The organism is Streptomyces sp. cmx-4-9 (genome assembly GCF_046548835.1).
Lineage (GTDB): Bacteria > Actinomycetota > Actinomycetes > Streptomycetales > Streptomycetaceae > Streptomyces.
The window spans coordinates 332753-351033 of record NZ_JAEBEE010000001.1; the positions used below are offsets into that span (position 1 = coordinate 332753).

Below are 18281 nucleotides of genomic sequence, written 5' to 3' on the forward strand. Positions count from 1 at the left end.
CGGGGGCTTCGCCCGCGCCTCACTGGCCGTCCCGAGGGCTATGGGCCCCCGGTGAGCGTCCTTCTGGGGGGTTCCCGACAGTCCTTGTCTTTCCGGGGCGGGACGGCCGGTCAAGGGTGGCCGCAGGCCATCGCGTAGCGACGCGACGAAGGAGCGCCCTTGAGGGGACGGCCCGACCCGGAAGGACCCTGGGACTGACGGGAAACCCCCACACCACCCCGACACCGCCCAGGCGGCACACAGCCCCCGAAGCCCCCACCCCCCCTCATCCCCCGGTCGGGCGCCGGCGGATCTGGGAGCGGACCGCGCCCATGCTGGCGGCGATCACCAGGGCGATGGCCAGGGCGTCCAGGGCTGACAAAGCCTGGTGGAGGACGAGGAAGCCCGCGGTGGCGGCGATGGCCGGTTCCAGGCTCATCAGGATCGCGAAGGTGGGGGCGGGCATGCGGCGCAGGGCCAGGAGTTCCAGGGTGTACGGGAGCACCGAGGACAGTACGGCCACGCCCGCGCCGAGCGCGAGGGTGCTCGGGACGAGCAGGTCGGCGCCGGCTTCGACGACGCCCAGGGGGAGGGAGACGACCGCGGCCACCGCCATGGCGAGGGCCAGGCCGTCGGCTTGCGGGAAGCGGCGGCCGGTCCGTGCGCTGAAGACGATGTACGCGGCCCACATCGCGCCCGCGCCGAGTGCGAAGGCCGCGCCGGCCGGGTCGAGGGAGCCGAAGCCGGACCCGCCGCCGTGCCCGGAGAGCAGGGCCACGCCGGCCAGGGCCAGTCCGGCCCAGAGCAGGTTGACCAGGCGCCGCGAGACGATGACCGACAGGGCGAGCGGGCCGAGGACCTCCAGGGTGACGGCCGGGCCGAGCGGGATCCGGTCCACGGCCTGGTAGAAGAGGCCGTTCATGCCCGCCATGGTGAGGCCGAAGGTGAGGACGGTGCCCCAGTCGGCGCGGGAGTAGCCGCGGACCTTGGGCCGGCACAGCAGGAGCAGGACGAGCGCGGCGGCGGCAAGGCGCAGCGTGACCACGCCGGCGGCTCCGGCCCTCGGCATGATCGTGACGGCGAGGGCGGCGCCGAACTGTACGGAGATGCCCGCCGAGATGACCAGGGCGACCGGTCCGAGGGCGCGGCCGCCTTCCGCAGGGAGCGGAAGAGCGGCTTCCGCGCTGGGGGCGGCGGTGGTCGACGGTGAGGGGGAGGGAGCGGGCATCCCTCCAGATTACGCGCTCGGTAAGGCCCGTATCTGCAGGTTTTTCCTTACAGCTTCACTACGGCGGTGTGTCCGGTCCGGCCGGGGACCCCTCCCCCGAGCCCTCCCCCGAGCCCTCCCCCGAACCCGCTGCCAGGCCTTCCCCCGGGCCCTCCCCCAGGCCCTCTGCCAGGAGCTCCGCCAGGTGCCGGGCCCGGAAGGCGCCGCCGCCCAGCTGGGCGATCTGGGTGCGGCAGGAGTAGCCGTCGGCCTGGACCAGGGTGTCGGGGGCGGCCGTGCGCAGGGACGGCAGCAGCTGTTCCTCGGCGCAGGCCACGGACACCTCGTGGTGGCCCGGCTCGAAGCCGAAGTTGCCCGCCAGGCCGCAGCAGCCGCCGCTGAGCCCGCCGGTCAGCCCGGCCCGCTCGCGCAGCCGCCGGTCGGGGCCGTCACCCAGGACGGCGTGCTGGTGGCAGTGGGTCTGGCCGGCGACGGGCCGGTCCAGGCGCGGCGGCTGCCAGGCCGGCGCGTACTCCTCCAGGGTTTCCGCGAAGGTCCGTACCGCTGCCGCGAGGCGGTGGGCGCGGGGGTCGTCCGGGAGCAGGGCGGGGAGGTCGGCGCGCAGGGCCGCGGCGCAGCTCGGTTCCAGGACGACGACGGGGCCGCGGGGCTCCCCCAGGGCGTCCAGGGTGCGGCGGGCGACGGTGCGGGCCCGGTCGAGCCGGCCGGTGGAGACGTAGGTCAGGCCGCAGCACACCCGGGCGGCGGGGACTTCGACGTGCAGGCCGGCGGCGCGCAGGACCCGTACCGCGGCCCGGCCCGCCGCGGGGTGCAGGTACTCGGTGAAGGTGTCGGGCCACAGCGTGACCGCGGTCGGCGGCGCGAACCCGGACCCGGACCCGGACGCGAACCCGGATCCGGACCCGCACCCGCACCCGCACCCGAACCCGGACCCGCACTCGGCGGCAGGGGCGGCAGGGGCGGGGGGCTGCGTGCGCCACCAGTGGCTGAAGGGTTCCTGCGCGAGTTCCGGCAGGGCGCGGCGGCGGTCCAGTCCCGGGACGGGGAGGCGGCGGGCCAGGGCGTTGGCGACGCGGGTCGCGCGCAGGGCGGTGATCAGGCGGAGCCAGCCGGGGAGGCCGCCCAGGGTGTAGTGGGACAGCGGGCGGATGCGGCCGGCCCAGTGCCGGTGCAGGAACTCGGCCTTGTACGCGGCCATGTCCACGCCCACCGGGCAGTCGCTGCGGCATCCCTTGCAGCCCAGGCACAGGTCCAGGGCCTCGGCGACCTCCGGTGAGCGCCAGCCGTCGGTGAGGACTTCCCCGGCGAGCATCTCGTGCAGCAGCCGGGCCCGGCCGCGGGTGGAGTGCTGCTCCTCGCCCGTGACCCGGAAGGAGGGGCACATCACGCCGGGTCCGCCCGGTGCGGTCGTGCGGCACTTGGCGACGCCGACGCAGCGGGCGACCTCCCCGGCGAAGGGGGTCTGCGGGAGGACGGCGAAGCGGAGGTTCTCGTCGAGCCGGGCAGGCCGGACCAGCATCCCCGGGTTCATCCCGCCGGCCGGGTCCCACACGTCCTTGTACGCGCCGAAGAGGGCGATGGCGTCCGGCCCGTACATCCTGGGCAGCAGCTCCGCCCGTGCCTGGCCGTCCCCGTGCTCGCCGGACAGGGAGCCGCCGTGTCCGACGACCAGGTCGGCGAGTTCCTCGGAGAAGGTCCGGAACCGGGCCACGCCGGAGGGCGAGACCAGGTCGAAGTCGATGCGTACGTGGACGCAGCCTTCGCCGAAGTGCCCGTACGGGGATCCGTGCAGGCCGTGCGCCGCCAGCAGGGCCCTGAACTCGCGCAGGTAGGCCCCCAGCCGGGCCGGGGGGACGGCGCAGTCCTCCCATCCCGGCCAGGCCGTCCGCCCGTCGGGCGTACGGGTGGCGGTGCCGGCCGCGTCCTCGCGGATCCGCCACAGGGCCCGCTGTCCGGCGGGATCGGTGACGACGGCCGCGTCCAGTGCGTCGGCGGCCCGGACGAGGGCGTGTGCGCGGCCCTCGTCGGGCATCTCGACGAACAGCCAGGCGCCGCCCCGGGGCAGCCCCGCGGCCGACCCCACCAGGTCCTGCGCCATTCCCTCGACCGTCAGCGGGCCGTGGGGCAGCAGTCCGGCCGCCGCGTCCGCGGCCGCACTCTCGTCGGGGTAGCCGAGGACGGCGAGGACCGGGCTGTGCGGCGTCTCGACCAGGTGCACGACGGCCTCGGTGACCACGCCGAGCGTGCCCTCGCTGCCGCAGAACGCGCGGGCCTGGTGCACGCCCCGTTCGGGCAGCAGGGCGTCGAGGGTTCCGTAACCGGAGATCCTGCGGGTGAACGCGGGCGGCATCCCGGTCCGCAGCACCCCGAGGCCGGCCTCGGCCAGCGTGCGCAGCCCGTCGGGGGCGCCGGTCCAGCCGGTGGAGATCCGGTGGGCGGAGCCGCCGTACCGGGTCACCGCCAGGGCGGCCACATTGTCGGCGGTGGTGCCCCAGGCCACCGAGTGGGCGCCGCACGCGTTGTTGCCGATCATGCCGCCGAGGGTGCAGCGGGAGTGCGTGGAGGGGTCGGGTCCGAAGGTGAGGCCGTACGGGCGCACGGCGGCGCGCAGCCGGTCGAGGACCAGGCCGGGCTGGACGACGGCGGTGCGGGACTGCGGGTCCACCGAGAGCAGGGCGTTCATGTGCCGGGTGAGGTCGAGGACCACGCCCGTGCCGGTGGCCTGGCCGGCGATGGAGGTGGCGCCGCCCCGCGGGACGACCGGGACCCCGGCCTCGGCGCACAAGCGGAGCGCGGTGGCCACGTCCTCGGCGTCGCGGGGGGCGACCACGCCCAGCGGGACCCGCCGGTAGTTGGAGGCGTCCATCGTGGCGAGGGCGCGGGCGGCGGCGCCGAAGTCCACCTCGCCGCGCAGGCCGGCGCGCAGGTCGTGGGCGAGGGCGCGCCGCAGCTCCTCCTCGGGCCGGCGGGCCGGCCGCCGCGCCCGGTCGGGCTTCCCGGATGACGTCACGCCCCCACCTTCGCACCGTCCGGGGGCGTCTCACCGGGTGGACGCGGCTCGGATGCGGTGCGCCGGACCCGATACGCTCCGCTCGTGGCCGAGATCCAGATTCCCGCTGACATCAAGCCCGCCGACGGACGCTTCGGCGCGGGCCCCTCCAAGGTGCGGACCGAGGCGCTGGACGCCCTCGCCGCCACCGGAACCTCCCTGCTCGGAACCTCTCACCGCCAAGCCCCGGTCAAGAACCTGGTCGGCTCGGTGCGCCAGGGTGTCCGGGACCTCTTCTCCCTTCCCGAGGGCTATGAGGTGATCCTGGGCAACGGCGGCTCCACCGCCTTCTGGGACATCGCGACGCACGGGCTGATCGAGCAGAAGTCCCAGCACCTCACCTTCGGCGAGTTCTCCTCGAAGTTCGCGAAGGCCGCCAAGCTCGCGCCGTGGCTGGACGCGCCGACCGTGATCTCCTCCGAGCCGGGAACGCACCCCGAGCCGGTCGCGGAGGCGGGCGTGGACGTGTACGCGTACACCCACAACGAGACCTCGACGGGTGTCGCGGCGCCGCTGAAGCGGGTCGCGGGCGCGGATGCCGGGTCCCTCGTCCTGGTGGACGCGACGTCGGGGGCCGGCGGCCTGCCGGTGGACATCACCGAGACGGACGTCTACTACTTCGCACCGCAGAAGTCCTTCGCCTCGGACGGCGGCCTGTGGCTGGCCGCGTTCTCGCCGGCCGCCCTGGAGCGGGCGCAGCGCGTGCACGACTCCGGCCGGCACATCCCGGAGTTCTTCTCGCTGCCGACGGCGATCGACAACTCGCTGAAGAACCAGACGTACAACACCCCGGCGCTGTCGACCCTGTTCCTGCTGGACCAGCAGTTGCAGTGGCTCAACGGCCAGGGCGGCCTGGAGTTCGCGACGGGCCGTACGGCGGCCAGCGCGCGCAACCTGTACGGCTGGGCCGAGGCGTCGAAGTACGCGACGCCGTTCGTCGTGGACGCCGACAAGCGGTCCGCGGTCATCGGCACGATCGACTTCTCCGACGACATCGACGCGGCGGCGGTCGCCAAGGTGCTGCGGGCCAACGGCATCGTGGACACCGAGCCGTACCGCAAGCTGGGCCGCAACCAGCTGCGCGTGGCGATGTTCCCGGCGGTGGACCCGGCGGACGTGCAGGCGCTGACCGCGTGCATCGACTTCGTGATCGAGAAGCTCTGACACCAACGCGCTGACGCGCCAGCGCGCTTCCGCGCTTCCGCGCTTCCGCGCTTACCCGCGTCCCACGGAGCCCCCGGTGACCTTCCGCCACCGGGGGCTCCGGCGTTCCGCTCTCCGGGCCGGGACCTAGGTCCCAAAAATCGGGGCAAAGAAACCGCAAACGGGAGATTTCAGCCTCCCGTGCGGCCTGCGGTTTCCGTCCGAAGGACCTTCGGCAGGGGCTTCGCACGGAAACCGCAGGCCCCCGGCGGCCGTGCAACCAAAGCGCCCAGGATGTCCCTCATGTCTGGTGTGCCGGGAAAACCCCCGGCCCGTTCAGGAGGAAACCTCATGCGCAAGGCACTCTCCCTCGCGGCGATCGCGCTCGCCTCGTCGATGGCCCTCGGCAGCACCGCCACCGCGTTCGCCGCCGACGCACCGACGCCCGAGAGCAACTCCAGCTCCAGCGCCAGCTCCACCCCCACCCCCACCTCCAGCCCCCAGGCGGTCTCCGCGGCCCTGAAGCTGTCGGCCGCCACTGCCAAGCCGGGCGACTCCATCAGCTTCTCGATGGAGGTCCCCGACGGTTCGACGAACCTCTCCGTCTCCTCCCGGGCCCTGGACGACGTGAAGATGACCGACGGCCGCGGCGGCACCGCCAAGGTCGCCCAGGTCGAGGCGGGTACCCACGGCATCTCCCTCACCGGCACCGGCCCCGACGGCTCCCGGCTCCAGGCCACCGCGCAGTTGGACGTGAAGGCCGCAACCCCCCGCCCGACCCCCACCCCGCAAGCCCCCGCCCTGAGCCTGTCCACCGACTTCGGCCGCCCCGGCGACAAGGTCGCCGTCACCGTCAAGGCGACCGGGAAGAGCGCCTTCGTGCGCTCCGACGCCTTCGGCGGCCAGGTCGACCTGAGGAACGACGGCAAGGGCACCTGGACCGGTACCGCCACCGTCGCCAAGGACGTCAAGAGCGGCTACTACGGGGTCAAGGCCTACGCGGACGGCAAGCAGTTCGACACCGTCAGGTTCTCCACCGAGGCCACCCCCGCCAAAGACGCCAAGCCGCAGCAGGACCCGTCCGTGAAGCCGCACGTCGACCCGTCCGTGAAGCCCCTCAAGCCCAGCGAGCACAAGAAGCCCCTCGGCCCGGTGAACACCGGCCGGGCCCCCGCGCTCGCCGCGCTGCCCGAGGCCGGCAATGCCTGACCCCGGCACGCTCCGCCAGGGCGTCCGCCCGCGCCGCACCCACCGCGTGCGCCGAGCGGCCGCCCTGGCGGGGGCCCCCGCCCTCGCGGTCGTGCTGGCCTGCGGCTGTTCGGCCGGCGTCGGCGGGAACGCCCGCGCCGCGGACGCCCCGCACTCCGCGGCGAACGCGGCGGCCGTCACCGTCCTGACGCCGTCCGTCCCGGACCGGATCACGATCCCCGCCATCGGCGTGGACGCCCCCCTCGACACGGTCGCCCTGGACGCCCGGGGCGTCATGCAGGAACCGGACTTCGCCAAACCGCAGGATGCCGCCTGGTACCGGCAGGGCCCCACCCCCGGGGAGCCGGGCGCAGCCGCCGTCGTCGGCCACATGGACACCCCGCAGGCCCCCGAGGCGGTCTTCTACAACCTGAAGCGGCTGAAGAAGGACCAGCAGGTCGAGGTCCACCGCCAGGACGGCAGCACCGCCGTGTTCGCCGTCGACGACGTGGAGACGTACAAAAAGGACGCCTTCCCCACCGACAAGGTCTACGGGGACACCCGCGGGGCCGCCGAACTGCGCCTGATCACCTGCGGCGGGAACCTCACGAAGGACCGCCACTGGGACGCCAACGTGATCGTGTTCGCCCACCTCACGGGCAAGGCATAGCCGCTCACGCGATACCTTCAGGAAGTTCGGGGCAGGTTCGAGGGCTCCGGCATCTTCGAAGGCGGCACAGCATGGAGGCAGCGGCGTGAACCTGCGAGTGACGGCGGCCGAGAGCGGCGTGGACCCCTTCGGAACGGCCCGGCTGCGGCGCGGGGTCCTCGATGCCTGGGGAGCGGGCCCGGCCCGCTTCCGCGAGGACGCCAACGCCGAAGAGGACCTGGCCCTCGGCGGCTACCGCGACCGGCTCGTGGTCGAGCTGGCGCAGAACGCCGCCGATGCGGCCGCCCGCGCCAGGGTCGCGGGCCGGCTGCGGCTGACCCTGCACGCGGGCGTCGAGGGGCACGCGGTGCTGGCCGTCGCCAACACCGGCGCCCCGCTGGACGCGACGGGGGTGGAGTCCCTGAGCACCCTGCGCGCCTCCGCCAAGCGGGAGCCCGCCGCCGCGGACCCGGGCGCGGGCCAGAGCGTCGGCCGGTTCGGCGTCGGCTTCGCCGCCGTCCTCGCCGTCTCCGACGAACCCGCCGTCCTGGGCCGGCACGGCGGGGTCCGCTGGTCCCTGGCCGAGGCCCGCGAACTGGCCCGCGGCGCCGCCGTCGGCAGCCCCGGCCTCGGGAACGAACTGCGCCGCCGCGACGGACACGTCCCCCTGCTGCGCCTGCCGCTGCCCGCCGAGGGGAGCGCCCCCGACGGATACGACACGGTGGTCGTGCTGCCGTTGCGCGACGCCGCGGCCGGGGACCTCGTCGAGCGGCTCCTGGCCGGCATCGACGACGCCCTGCTGCTCACCCTGCCCGGGCTGCGCGAGATCGTGGTGGAGACCCCCGGCGCACCGGCCCGCACCCTCTTCCGGCACGACGAGGGCCCGTACACCGTCATCGAGGACTCCCGCACGGGGACGAACCGCTGGCGCACCGTCCGCCGCGGCGGCCCCCTGGACAAGGCGCTGCTCGCCGACCGGCCCGTCGAGGAGCGGCTGCGACCCTCCTGGGCGGTGTCCTGGGCCGTGCCCGTCGACGCCGAGGGCGCCCCGCTGCGCCCGGCGACCGCGCCCGTCGTGCACGCGCCGACCCCGACCGACGAACCGCTGGGCATCCCCGCCCTGCTCATCGCGACCCTGCCGCTGGACACCAGCCGCCGCCATCCGGCGCCCGGGCCGCTGACCGACTTCCTGGTGGAGCGCGCCGCCGACGCGTACGCCGAACTCCTGGGCTCCTGGGACCCGGTGACCACCGCCCTGGTCGACCTGGTCCCCGGCCCGCTAGGCAAGGGCGAGCTGGACGGGGCCCTGCGCGCCGCCGTCCTCGGCCGGCTCCCCCGTACGGCTTTCCTCGCCGCGGCCGCGCCGCCCGAGGACACCGGGGAGCGGGCGGCGCTGCGCCCCTTCGAGGCCGAGGTCGTGGAAGGTGCGGGCGCCGACACCGTACGGGTCCTCGCCGAGGTCCTGCCCACGCTCCTGCCGGCCGGTCTGGAGCGGCGCTCCGAGCTGCGCGCCCTGGGCGTCGGCCGGCTTCCGCTGGGCGATGCCATCGAGCGGATCGCGGGCATCGAGCGGACCCCCGACTGGTGGCACCGGCTCTACGACAGCCTCGCCGGGGTCGACCCCGACCGGCTGTCCGGGCTGCCGGTGCCGCTGGCCGACGGCCGTACCGCGATCGGCCCCCGCCACCTGCTGCTGCCGGACTCCGACACCCCCGCCGAGCTGGCGCGGCTCGGGCTGAAGGTGGCGCACCCGGACGCGGCGCACCCGCTGCTGGAGAAGCTCGGCGCCCTGCCTGCGACCCCCCGCGCGGTCCTGACGACCCCGCAGGTGCGGGCGGCCGTCGCGGCCTCGCTGGACGCCGGGGAGATCTGGGACGAGGACGCCCTCGACCCGGAGGAGCTGGCGGAGCTGGTGCTGGGCCTGGTCCGCGACGCCGATCTGGCGCCCGGGGACGAGCCCTGGCTGGGTGCGCTGGCCCTGCCCGACGAGGACGGCGAACCGACCCCGGCGGGCGAACTGCTGCTGCCCGGTTCCCCCTTGGCCTCCGTGATCCGCGAGGACGAAGTGCCGTACGTGGACGCCGAGCTGGCCGAACGATGGGGCGCGGGCCCGCTCACGGCCTGCGGGGTGTTGGCCGAATTCCAGCTGGTGCGCACCACCGACCTGGTCCTGGACCCCGACGAACTGGAGCCGCGTGAGGGCGACTTCGCAGAACCGGACGACGCAGGTCTGCTGGACGCGGTGGACGTGTGGTGCGAGGACCTGCTGGACCAGCTGCCGGAGCTGCCCGTCCCGCCGGTGGCGACCGAACTGGTGGCCGTGCGCGACCTCGACCTGGTCGACGACGACTGCTGGCCGCAGGCGCTGGCCATGCTCGCCCGGCCGCCGCTGCGGGACGCGCTGACCCAGCCGGTGCGGATCCTGCTCCCGGACGGCACCACCGAGTCGGTGCGCCCGTACACGGCGTGGTGGCTGCGCGACCACCCGGTCCTCGACGGCCGTCGCCCGGCGGGCCTGCGCGCGGCGGGCGGCGACCCGCTGCTGGAGGGCCTGTACAGCCCGGCGGACGCCACCGGCTTCGAGGACGAGCAGGTGCTGCGGGCCCTGGGCGTGCGCACCACCGTGGCGGCCCTGCTGGAGGAGCCCGGCGGCGCGGCCGAGCTGCTGGGCCGGCTCGCGGACCCGGACCGGGAGGTGACGGGGCGCCAGCTGCACGGACTGTACGGGGCGCTGGCGGAGCTGGACCCCGAGCAGGTGACCCTGCCCGACGAGCTGCGCGCGGTGGTGGACGGCGAGGTGATGGTGGTGGACGCCGCCGACGCGGTGATCGCCGACGCCCCGGACCTGCTGCCGCTGACGGCGGGCCTGCCGCTGCTGCCGGTGGCCCCGTCGCGGGCGGCGGACCTCGCGGAGCTGCTACAGGTGCGCCGCCTCTCGGACACGGTGGCGGCGGAGGTGACCACCCCGGGCGAGGAGCACGAGGTCCCGGAGTCGGTGGCGCTGCTGCTGGGCCCGTCGACCCCGCTGACGTACTGGGAGCACGAGGAGCTGGTGGCGGGCGGCATCGAGCTGGACTGGCGGCGCACCCCGGACGGCACCCTGCACGCCGCGACGCTGGAGGGTGTGGCGGCGGGTTTGGCCTGGTCGGCGGGCCAGTGGCCGCGCCGCTTCGAGGTCGCGGCGCTGCTGGAGGACCCGTCCCGGACCTCGGAACTGGCCCGGGACCGCTGGTTCGACTAGTGCGGTGACCGACGGGGTCCGGGTCCGCGTCAGGGTGCCGCGGACGGGGCGAGGAGGGCGTCGGCGACGGCCGTGCGGGCGTAGAGCACCGAGCGGCCGTTGCGGTGCGCGGTGACCAGGCCGGCGTTGCGCAGGGCGGTCAGGTGCTGGGAGACGCCGGGCGCGGACAGTCCGCAACTGCGGGCCAGTTGGGTGGTGGAGGCCGGGGTGTCGAGTTCGGCGAGCAGCTGCGCGCGGGACCGGCCGAGGACGGCGGCGACCGCCTCGGCGGCGCCTCCGGCCGTCCGGGGCTCCCACAGGTCGCCGATTCCCCGCGCGGGGTAGGCCAGTTGGGGCGGCTCGGCGGGTACCGAGCGGGTCAGTACGCGGGGCCAGGCGAAGGCGGAGGGCACCAGGAGCAATCCGGCGCCGGCCTGGTCCCGGGTGAGATTGCACTGCCGGCGGACCATGCGCAGGGTGCCGGCGTCCCAGCTGACGCTGTCGTGCAGCTCGTTGAGGACGTGCGCGGAGCCGTGCTCGGCGACCTGCCGGGCGCGGTGGAACACGTCGGCCTCCAGCAGCCGGCGGATGCGGGGCCAGTACGGGGCGAGGGCGAGCTCCCAGTACGTCGCGACCTCCTCCGCGACCTTCTCCAGTGCGGCCGCGGGCTCCTCGTGGAGCAGCCGCAGCCGGGGCGACGGCCGGGGGGACTTGGACTGGAGCACGGCGAGGTCCGCGCGGACCTGCTCCGGGGTGCTGCGGCGGATGGCGGCCAGTTCGGCGGAGAGCTCGGGGAAGGGCCCGGCGGGGGTCGGGTTGAGGAAGTCGGCGAGGTAGCCGCCGCCGGGGACGAGCGCGGCCAGCCAGCCCCGGTCCAGGCCGGCGCGCAGCAGCCGGGGCCGCACCTGGGCCGCCCAGCGCCGGTGCAGCGGGGGGTCGGCGGGGTCGTTCAGCAGCCGGTAGCTGGTGACGACCTCCCACATCGGTGAGACGGCGAACCTGGTCTGTGCCAGGTCGGCCGTGGAGAAGTCCAGTCCCGCTTCCATGCCTGCGCCCCCTGGATTCGTTGGATCCGTTGGATCTGTCGGATTCGTTGGATCTGTCGGATCTGTCGGATCTGTCGGATCGTTGTGTCCGTTGGATCGTTGTGTCCGTTGGATTCGTTCTGAGCTTAATCAATTCGGTTCGCCGGGGGCAGGCCGCAGGCTCCTGCCATGCCCTCCACCTTCCGCGGTCTCCCGTCCACCGTGTGGACCCTCTTCGCCGGCACGGTCGTCAACCGGCTCGGCCACCTCGTCACCCCTTTCCTGGTGTTCCTGTTGGCCGACCGGGGCGTCACCGGTACGCAGACCGCGTACGTCCTGGGCGCGCTGGGCGCGGGCAACCTGCTGGGCCCGGTGCTCGGCGGGGTCCTCGCCGACCGGTTGGGCCGCCGTCCCACGATGCTGGCCGGGCTGACGGGCGCCGCCGTGGCGCAGGGCGCCCTGTTCCTGGCGCCGGGGGTGTGGACGATGGCGGCGGCGGCGCTGCTGCTCAGCGCGGCCTCGGCGGCGGTCTCCCCGGCCGCGTACGCGCTGATGGCCGACTCGGTGGACGCGCAGCGGCGGCAGCGCGCGTACGCCTTGTTCGGCTGGGGCGTCAACATCGGCACGGCCGGCGCGGGCGTACTGGGCGGTCTTCTCGCGGCGCACGGGTACTGGCTGCTGTTCGCCGTGGACGCCGCGACGCTGCTGGTCTACGCGGCCGTGGTGGCGGCCCGGCTGCCCGAGCCCGAGCGGGAACGGCCGGCGCCCGGCGAGGGCACGGGGGCCGGCTACGGGGTCGTCCTGCGCGACCGGCTGATGGTGCTGCTGCTGCCGCTGTTCGGCATCCAGCTGTTCGTGTACTCGCTGACCGAGGTCGCACTGCCGCTGGCCGTCCGCGACAGCGGGCTCCCGCCGGCCGTGTACGGGGCGCTGGCCGCGGTGAACGCGGTGCTGGTGGTGGGGCTCCAGCCGTTCGTGACGGGCCGCCTCGCGAAGCTGCCGCAGCTGCCGGTGCAGGCGGCGGGCAGTGCGTTGATCGCGGTCGGGGTGGCGCTGACGGGGCTGGCCGACGGGATCGCCGGTTACACGGTGTCGGTGGCCGTCTGGTCGCTCGGCGAGGTGGTGGTGGCCGGGATCTCGGCGGCGATGGTCTCCCATCTCGCTCCGGCGCACGCCCGCGGCCGCTACCAGGGGGCGTTCGGCTGGACCTGGGGCGTGGCCCGGTTCACCGCGCTCACCGCGGGGGTGGCCCTGTACACGGGTTTGGGCGCCGCGGTCCTGTGGTGGACGGCGCTGGGCGCCGGCCTCGCCACGGCGGCGGCGACCCTGGCGCTGCGCGGCCGTGTCGCGGCCCGCACGGCGCACGAGCTGGCGGCCTGACCCCCCGGCTTCCGCGCCGTCCGGGCCCCGTACAGGGGTCGGGGCCCGGACGGCGCGGAAGCCGGGGGGGTCCGTCATGCGGGGAATCTGCGGTCCACCTGGCGGAAGGTGAACTCGATGAGGACGGCGGCGGCCGCGGCGATGCCGACGGCCGTCCACGGCATGGTGGTGCCCACCAGCTTCAGCTGGAAGAACTGCTGGAGCCAGGGCACGACCAGGACGATCAGGAAGGCCAGCCCCATCGCGCCGACCAGGGCCACCCGCCACCAGGTGTACGGCCGGGCGATGATCGCCAGCACCCACATCGAGGTCAGGAACAGCGTGAGGGTGGCCACGCTGGTCTCGGCGCTCAGCGCGTCCGGACCGCTGTAGTGGTGCCGGGCGACCAGGTACGTGGCGAAGGTGGCGGCCGCCGCGATGACGCCGCCGGGGATCGCGTAGCGCATCACCCGTTTCACGAAGTGGGGCCGGGCGCGTTCCTTGTTGGGCGCCAGGGCGAGGAAGAACGCCGGGATGCCGATGGTGAGGGTGGACAGCAGCGTCAGGTGGCGGGGCAGGAAGGGGTACTCGACCTGAGAGCAGACCACCAGGACGGCCAGCAGCACCGAGTAGACCGTCTTGGTGAGGAAGAGCGTCGCCACGCGGGTGATGTTGCCGATGACGCGGCGGCCCTCGGCGACCACCGAGGGGAGCGTGGAGAAGCTGTTGTTCAGGAGCACGATCTGCGCGACGGCGCGGGTGGCCTCGGAACCCGATCCCATGCTGACGCCGATGTCGGCGTCCTTGAGGGCGAGGACGTCGTTGACGCCGTCGCCGGTCATCGCGACGGTGTGCCCCCTGGACTGGAGGGCGGCGACCATGTCGCGTTTCTGCTGCGGGGAGACCCGTCCGAAGACGGAGTTCTCGTCGAGGACCTGCGCCATGCCGCTCTGGTCGGCGGGCAGCGTGCGGGCGTCGACGGTGTTCGTCGCGCCGGGCAGGCCCAGCTTCCCGGCGACGGCGCCGACGGAGACCGCGTTGTCCCCGGAGATCACCTTCGCCTTGACGTTCTGGTCCTCGAAGTAGCGGAGCGTGTCGGCGGCGTCGGGGCGCAGCCGCTGCTCCAGGACGACCAGGGCCGTGGGCCTGACCCCGGTGGCGACGGCCGCGTCGTCGAGGTCGCGGGCGGAGCGGGCCAGGAGGAGGACGCGCAGGCCCTGCTCGTTGAGGGCGTCGATCTCGTCGAGGACCGGGTCCCCGGCCGGCAGGAGCACGTCGGGGGCGCCGAGCAGCCAGGTGCTGTTCTCGCCGTCGCCCTCGCTGAAGCTGGCGCCGCTGTACTTGCGGGCGGAGGAGAACGGCAGGGACTCCGTGCAGCGCCATTCCGCGCTGTCCGGGTAGGCGTCGATGATGGCCTGGAGGCTGGCGTTGGGGCGCGGGTCGGACTCGCCGAGCGCGCCGAGGACCTTCCTGACGTGGGCGGTCTCGGCTCCGCCGAGGGGGCGGAGCTCGGTGACGTCCATGCCGCCCTCGGTGAGGGTGCCGGTCTTGTCGAGGCAGACCACGTCGACGCGGGCGAGGCCCTCGATGGCGGGGAGTTCCTGCACCAGGCACTGCTTGCGGCCGAGCCGGATGACGCCGATGGCGAAGGCGACGGAGGTCAGCAGGACGAGCCCCTCGGGGATCATCGGGACGATGCCGCCGACGGTCCGGGCGAGGGAGTCCTTGAGGTTGTTGTCCTTGACGATCAGTTGGCTGACGATCAGGCCGATCGAGGTCGGGACCATCATCCAGGTGACGTACTTGAGGATGGTGGAGATGCCGGAGCGCAGCTCGGAGTGGACGAGCGTGAAGCGGGACGCCTCTTCGGCGAGCTGGGCGGCGTAGGCGGCGCGGCCGACCTTGGTGGCGGTGAAGGCTCCGCCGCCGGCGACCACGAAGGACCCGGACATGACCGGGTCGCCGGGTTTCTTCAGGACGGGGTCGGCTTCGCCGGTGAGCAGGGACTCGTCGATCTCCAGGCCGTCGGCCTCGCCGAGGATGCCGTCGACGACGACCTTGTCGCCGGGGTCGAGTTCGATGACGTCGCCGAGGACGATCTCGGAGGTGGAGATCTCCGCCGTGCGGCCGTCGCGGCGGACGCCGGGTTTGGCCTCGCCGATGACGGCGAGCCCGTCGAGGGTCTTCTTGGCGCGCAGCTCCTGGATGATGCCGATACCGGTGTTGGCGACGATCACGAAGCCGAAGAGGCTGTCCTGGATCGGTGCGACGAACAGCATGATCACCCAGAGCAGGCCGATGATGGCGTTGAACCGGGTGAAGACGTTGCCGCGGACGATGTCGGCGGTGGAGCGGCTGCTGCGGACGGGGACGTCGTTGACGTCGCCGCGGGCCACGCGTTCGGCGACCTCGGCGGTGGTCAGTCCGGCCGGCTTGAACCGGGGGGAGGGCGGCGGCACGGGGTGTACGGGGTCCAGTTCGGCCCCCGCGTCGATGGCGGCAGCGGCGGTCGTGCCGCCGGGCTCGGGCCCTTCGGATTCGGTCTGTGCCCGCTGCGTCATGCTTCCGACGGTAAAGGCGGTTCGCACGGTTCACCCGCCGAGGCATCCGAAGATCCGACTTCGGGATGACCGGGATCGTCCCCCGGTGGCACCGGCCGCGTCGGCGGCCTCCCCCCGGAGGGGGGCTCAGGCCGCCGAAGGGAGGCTTCGGCGGAGGTCTTGAGTGTCCGGAGCGGGCTCAGGCGTCCGCAGGAGAGCTCAGGCGTCCGGCTCGGCCGGCTTCGCGCCGTCGGACCGCGCGGCGGCCGCTTCGGCCTGCGCCGCCGCCTCGGCCTGCGCCGCGTGCCGTTTGAGTGCCGCGTCCCGGCCGCGGACGTACCAGATGCCGATCAGCCCGAGGAAGCCGCCGGCTGCGCAGGTCCACACCCACCACAACTGGCCACGGCCGGCGAACCACCCGTAGAAGGGGAGCTGCACCAGGAACAGGGCGAACCAGATGATCGTGCCGCCGGTGACGGTCGCGACCACCGGGCCCTCAAGGGGCTCGGGCGCCTCGTGCTGCGCAGTCCATTTCGCCATGGTCCGAGTCTAGGCGGGGCGAGGGCGGGTCTACGCGCGGAGATGGACGGCCCTTCGTTCATGTGTTCATACTGAAACGGTTTGGGCGTGGCCCACTTTCTTCGTATGAACACCCAATGAGGACCGTATGAGCACCCCGGCCCCCGCCCCTGCCGCTACCGCACCGGATCCCGTCCCCCAGGGGAGTTCCGCAGTGGACCGCTACTTCAAGATCTCCGAGCGCGGCTCCACCGTGGCCCGCGAGGTCCGCGGCGGGTTCGCGACCTTCTTCGCGATGGCCTACATCATCGTGCTGAACCCGATCATCCTGGGCAGCGCGAAGGACATGTACGGGCACCAGCTCGACGGCAGCCAGCTCGTCACCGCGACCGTCCTGACGGCCGCCTTCACCACGCTCCTCATGGGCGTCATCGGCAACGTGCCGATCGCGCTGGCCGCCGGCCTCGGCGTCAACACGGTCGTCGCCCTCCAGCTCGCCCCGCGGATGAGCTGGCCGGACGCCATGGGCATGGTGGTGCTGGCCGGCTTCGTGGTGATGCTGCTCGTCGCCACCGGCCTGCGCGAGCGGGTCATGAGCGCCGTCCCGCTGGGCCTGCGCAAGGGCATCGCCATCGGCATCGGCCTGTTCATCCTGCTGATCGGCCTGGTCGACTCGGGCTTCGTCTCCCGCATCCCGGACGCCGCGCACACCACGGTCCCGCTCCAGCTCGGCGCCGACGGCCACCTGGACGGCTGGCCGGTCCTGATCTTCGTGGTCGGCGTGCTGCTCACCCTCACCCTGCTGATCCGCAAGACGCCGGGCGCGATCCTGATCTCCATCGTGGTGATGACCCTGGCCGCGGTCGTCGTCCAGCTCGTGGCCGGGCTGCCGGGCGAGGCCTGGGGCCTGACGGTCCCCGAGTGGCGGGGCAACCCGGTGGCCGCCCCCGACTTCGGGCTCGTCGGTCAGGTCAGCCTGTTCGGCGGCTTCGACAAGGTCGGCATGCTGACCGGGATCCTCTTCGTCTTCACCGTGCTGCTGTCCTGCTTCTTCGACGCGATGGGCACCATCCTCGGAGTCGGCGACGAGGCCAAGCTGATCGACAAGGATGGCAACTTCCCCGGCATCAACCGGGTCCTGCTGATCGACGGCCTGGCCGTCGCCTCGGGCGGCGCCACCTCCTCCTCCGCCACCACCTGCTTCGTGGAGTCCACGGCCGGGGTCGGCGAGGGCGCCCGTACCGGCCTCGCGAACGTGGTGACGGGCGGCCTCTTCGCCGTGGCGCTGTTCCTCACCCCGCTCGCCACCATGGTCCCGTCCCAGGCGGCCACCCCGGCGCTCGTGGCGGTCGGCTTCCTGATCATGGCGGGCTCGGTCAGGGACATCGACTGGAGCGACTTCACCATCGCCGTCCCGGCCTTCCTGGCCATGGTGATGATGCCCTTCACGTACTCCATCACCAACGGCATCGGGATCGGCTTCGTGAGCTTCAGCGTCCTGCGGCTGGCGACCGGCCGGGGCCGCGAGGTCCCCGTGGCGATGTACGCGGTGTCGGCGGTGTTCGTCTTCTACTACGCGATGCCGGCCCTCGGCCTCACCTGAGCCCGTCCGGGCCCCGGCGCACGGCCTCAGGTCAGCCCGTAGAACTTCTCCGTCTCGTCGACGGCCGCCTGGAAGCGCTCGTCGAAATCGTCGCGAATGAGCGTCCGGACCACATAGTCCTGGACGCTCATTCCGCGTTTGGCGGCATGAGTCCGGAGCCGCTCCAGGAGCTCCCCGTCTATGCGCATGCTCAGCACATGTGTCCCCATGCCGAAAGAGTCGGGGCATCGGGTGCGGACGCGGGTCACTTTCGGCCGCCGACTCACCCGTACGAGTGACGACGGATCGCCCGGTTTCCTTAGGAAGAGTAATGAGTTACTCTAAGGACATGCACGACCTCTCCCATGGCGGCGACGCTGCCGCCGTGAACGACCTCCGCTCCGCCGTCATGCGACTGGGACGGCGCCTGAAGCACCAGCGCGTCGACGAGTCGCTGAGCCCGACCGAGATTTCGGTCCTCGGCACCCTCGCCCGCTGCGGCCAGGCCACCCCCGGTGAGCTGGCGCGCCGCGAGCACGTCCAGCCGCCGTCGATGACCCGCATCGTCGCCCTGCTGGAGGCCAAGGGACTGGTCACGCTGGAGCCGCACCCCGACGACCGCCGCCAGAAGGTGGTCCGCCAGACCGAAGAGGCCGAGGCGATGCTCGAAGAGAGCCGCCGCAAGCGCAACGCCTTCCTGGCCGGGCTCGCGGCCGAGCTCACCGAGGACGAATGGGCCAAGCTGCGCGCCGCAGCCCCCGTCCTGGAGAAGCTCGCACACCTGTAAGGAACGACGCCTG

Annotated in this window: 13 protein-coding genes; 7 read left to right on the plus strand and 6 right to left on the minus strand. The window is 73.7% G+C overall.

Annotated features, from left to right (window positions below; translation table 11 throughout):
* Positions 1-265 precede the first annotated feature (265 nt).
* Both ACLJTM_RS01635 and ACLJTM_RS01640 read right to left on the minus strand, forming a co-directional pair.
* Entirely contained in the window at positions 266-1207 is a 942-nt protein-coding gene (locus ACLJTM_RS01635) for an EamA family transporter (protein WP_411101512.1), read from the minus strand.
* A gap of 58 nt (positions 1208-1265) precedes the next feature.
* Positions 1266-4157 carry an FAD-binding and (Fe-S)-binding domain-containing protein gene (locus ACLJTM_RS01640; RefSeq protein ID WP_411102243.1) on the minus strand — a complete coding sequence of 964 codons (2892 nt, stop codon included), beginning with the start codon at positions 4155-4157 and terminating at the stop codon, positions 1266-1268.
* Positions 4158-4301: 144 nt separating this feature from the next.
* On the opposite strand from ACLJTM_RS01640, the gene serC reads away from it, so the two are divergent.
* The 4 genes from serC to ACLJTM_RS01660 all read left to right on the plus strand — a co-directional run bounded on the left by serC (position 4302) and on the right by ACLJTM_RS01660 (position 10477).
* The gene (gene serC / locus ACLJTM_RS01645) at positions 4302-5420 is read left to right on the plus strand and encodes a phosphoserine transaminase (RefSeq protein ID WP_411101513.1); all 1119 of its coding nucleotides are present in this window, start codon (positions 4302-4304) and stop codon (positions 5418-5420) included.
* A gap of 330 nt (positions 5421-5750) precedes the next feature.
* Positions 5751-6608 carry a hypothetical protein gene (locus ACLJTM_RS01650; RefSeq protein ID WP_411101514.1) on the plus strand — a complete coding sequence of 286 codons (858 nt, stop codon included), beginning with the start codon at positions 5751-5753 and terminating at the stop codon, positions 6606-6608.
* Entirely contained in the window at positions 6601-7257 is a 657-nt protein-coding gene (locus tag ACLJTM_RS01655) for a class F sortase (protein ID WP_411101515.1), read from the plus strand. The genes ACLJTM_RS01650 and ACLJTM_RS01655 overlap by 8 nt, the downstream gene beginning before the upstream one ends.
* Before the next feature lie 85 nt (positions 7258-7342).
* Complete coding sequence (locus tag ACLJTM_RS01660; RefSeq protein WP_411101516.1) at positions 7343-10477, plus strand: sacsin N-terminal ATP-binding-like domain-containing protein; 3135 nt, start codon at positions 7343-7345, stop codon at positions 10475-10477.
* 29 nt (positions 10478-10506) lie between these two features.
* Here ACLJTM_RS01660 and ACLJTM_RS01665 read toward each other — a convergent pair whose 3' ends face one another.
* Complete coding sequence (locus tag ACLJTM_RS01665; RefSeq protein WP_411101517.1) at positions 10507-11502, minus strand: DUF5937 family protein; 996 nt, start codon at positions 11500-11502, stop codon at positions 10507-10509.
* Positions 11503-11670: 168 nt separating this feature from the next.
* Between ACLJTM_RS01665 and ACLJTM_RS01670 the strand changes: the two genes are divergently transcribed.
* A complete protein-coding gene (locus ACLJTM_RS01670) occupies positions 11671-12861 on the plus strand; it encodes an MFS transporter (protein WP_411101518.1) in 1191 nt (396 codons plus the stop codon).
* 74 nt (positions 12862-12935) lie between these two features.
* Here the strand turns inward: ACLJTM_RS01670 and ACLJTM_RS01675 are convergent, their stop codons facing one another.
* Complete coding sequence (locus ACLJTM_RS01675) at positions 12936-15401, minus strand: HAD-IC family P-type ATPase (RefSeq protein WP_411101519.1); 2466 nt, start codon at positions 15399-15401, stop codon at positions 12936-12938.
* Between the two features lie 198 nt (positions 15402-15599).
* On the minus strand, positions 15600-15920 hold the full coding sequence (locus ACLJTM_RS01680) for a DUF2530 domain-containing protein (RefSeq protein ID WP_411101520.1): 321 nt from the start codon (positions 15918-15920) through the stop codon (positions 15600-15602).
* Between the two features lie 127 nt (positions 15921-16047).
* On the opposite strand from ACLJTM_RS01680, the gene ACLJTM_RS01685 reads away from it, so the two are divergent.
* Complete coding sequence (locus ACLJTM_RS01685) at positions 16048-17502, plus strand: NCS2 family permease (protein ID WP_411101521.1); 1455 nt, start codon at positions 16048-16050, stop codon at positions 17500-17502.
* Between the two features lie 26 nt (positions 17503-17528).
* On the opposite strand, the gene ACLJTM_RS01690 is transcribed toward ACLJTM_RS01685, so the two are convergent.
* The gene (locus ACLJTM_RS01690; RefSeq protein WP_411101522.1) at positions 17529-17711 is read right to left on the minus strand and encodes a ribbon-helix-helix protein, CopG family; all 183 of its coding nucleotides are present in this window, start codon (positions 17709-17711) and stop codon (positions 17529-17531) included.
* A gap of 119 nt (positions 17712-17830) precedes the next feature.
* On the opposite strand from ACLJTM_RS01690, the gene ACLJTM_RS01695 reads away from it, so the two are divergent.
* Positions 17831-18268, plus strand: coding sequence for a MarR family winged helix-turn-helix transcriptional regulator (locus ACLJTM_RS01695; protein WP_411102244.1), 438 nt, complete (start codon positions 17831-17833; stop codon positions 18266-18268).
* The last annotated feature ends 13 nt before the right edge of the window (positions 18269-18281 follow it).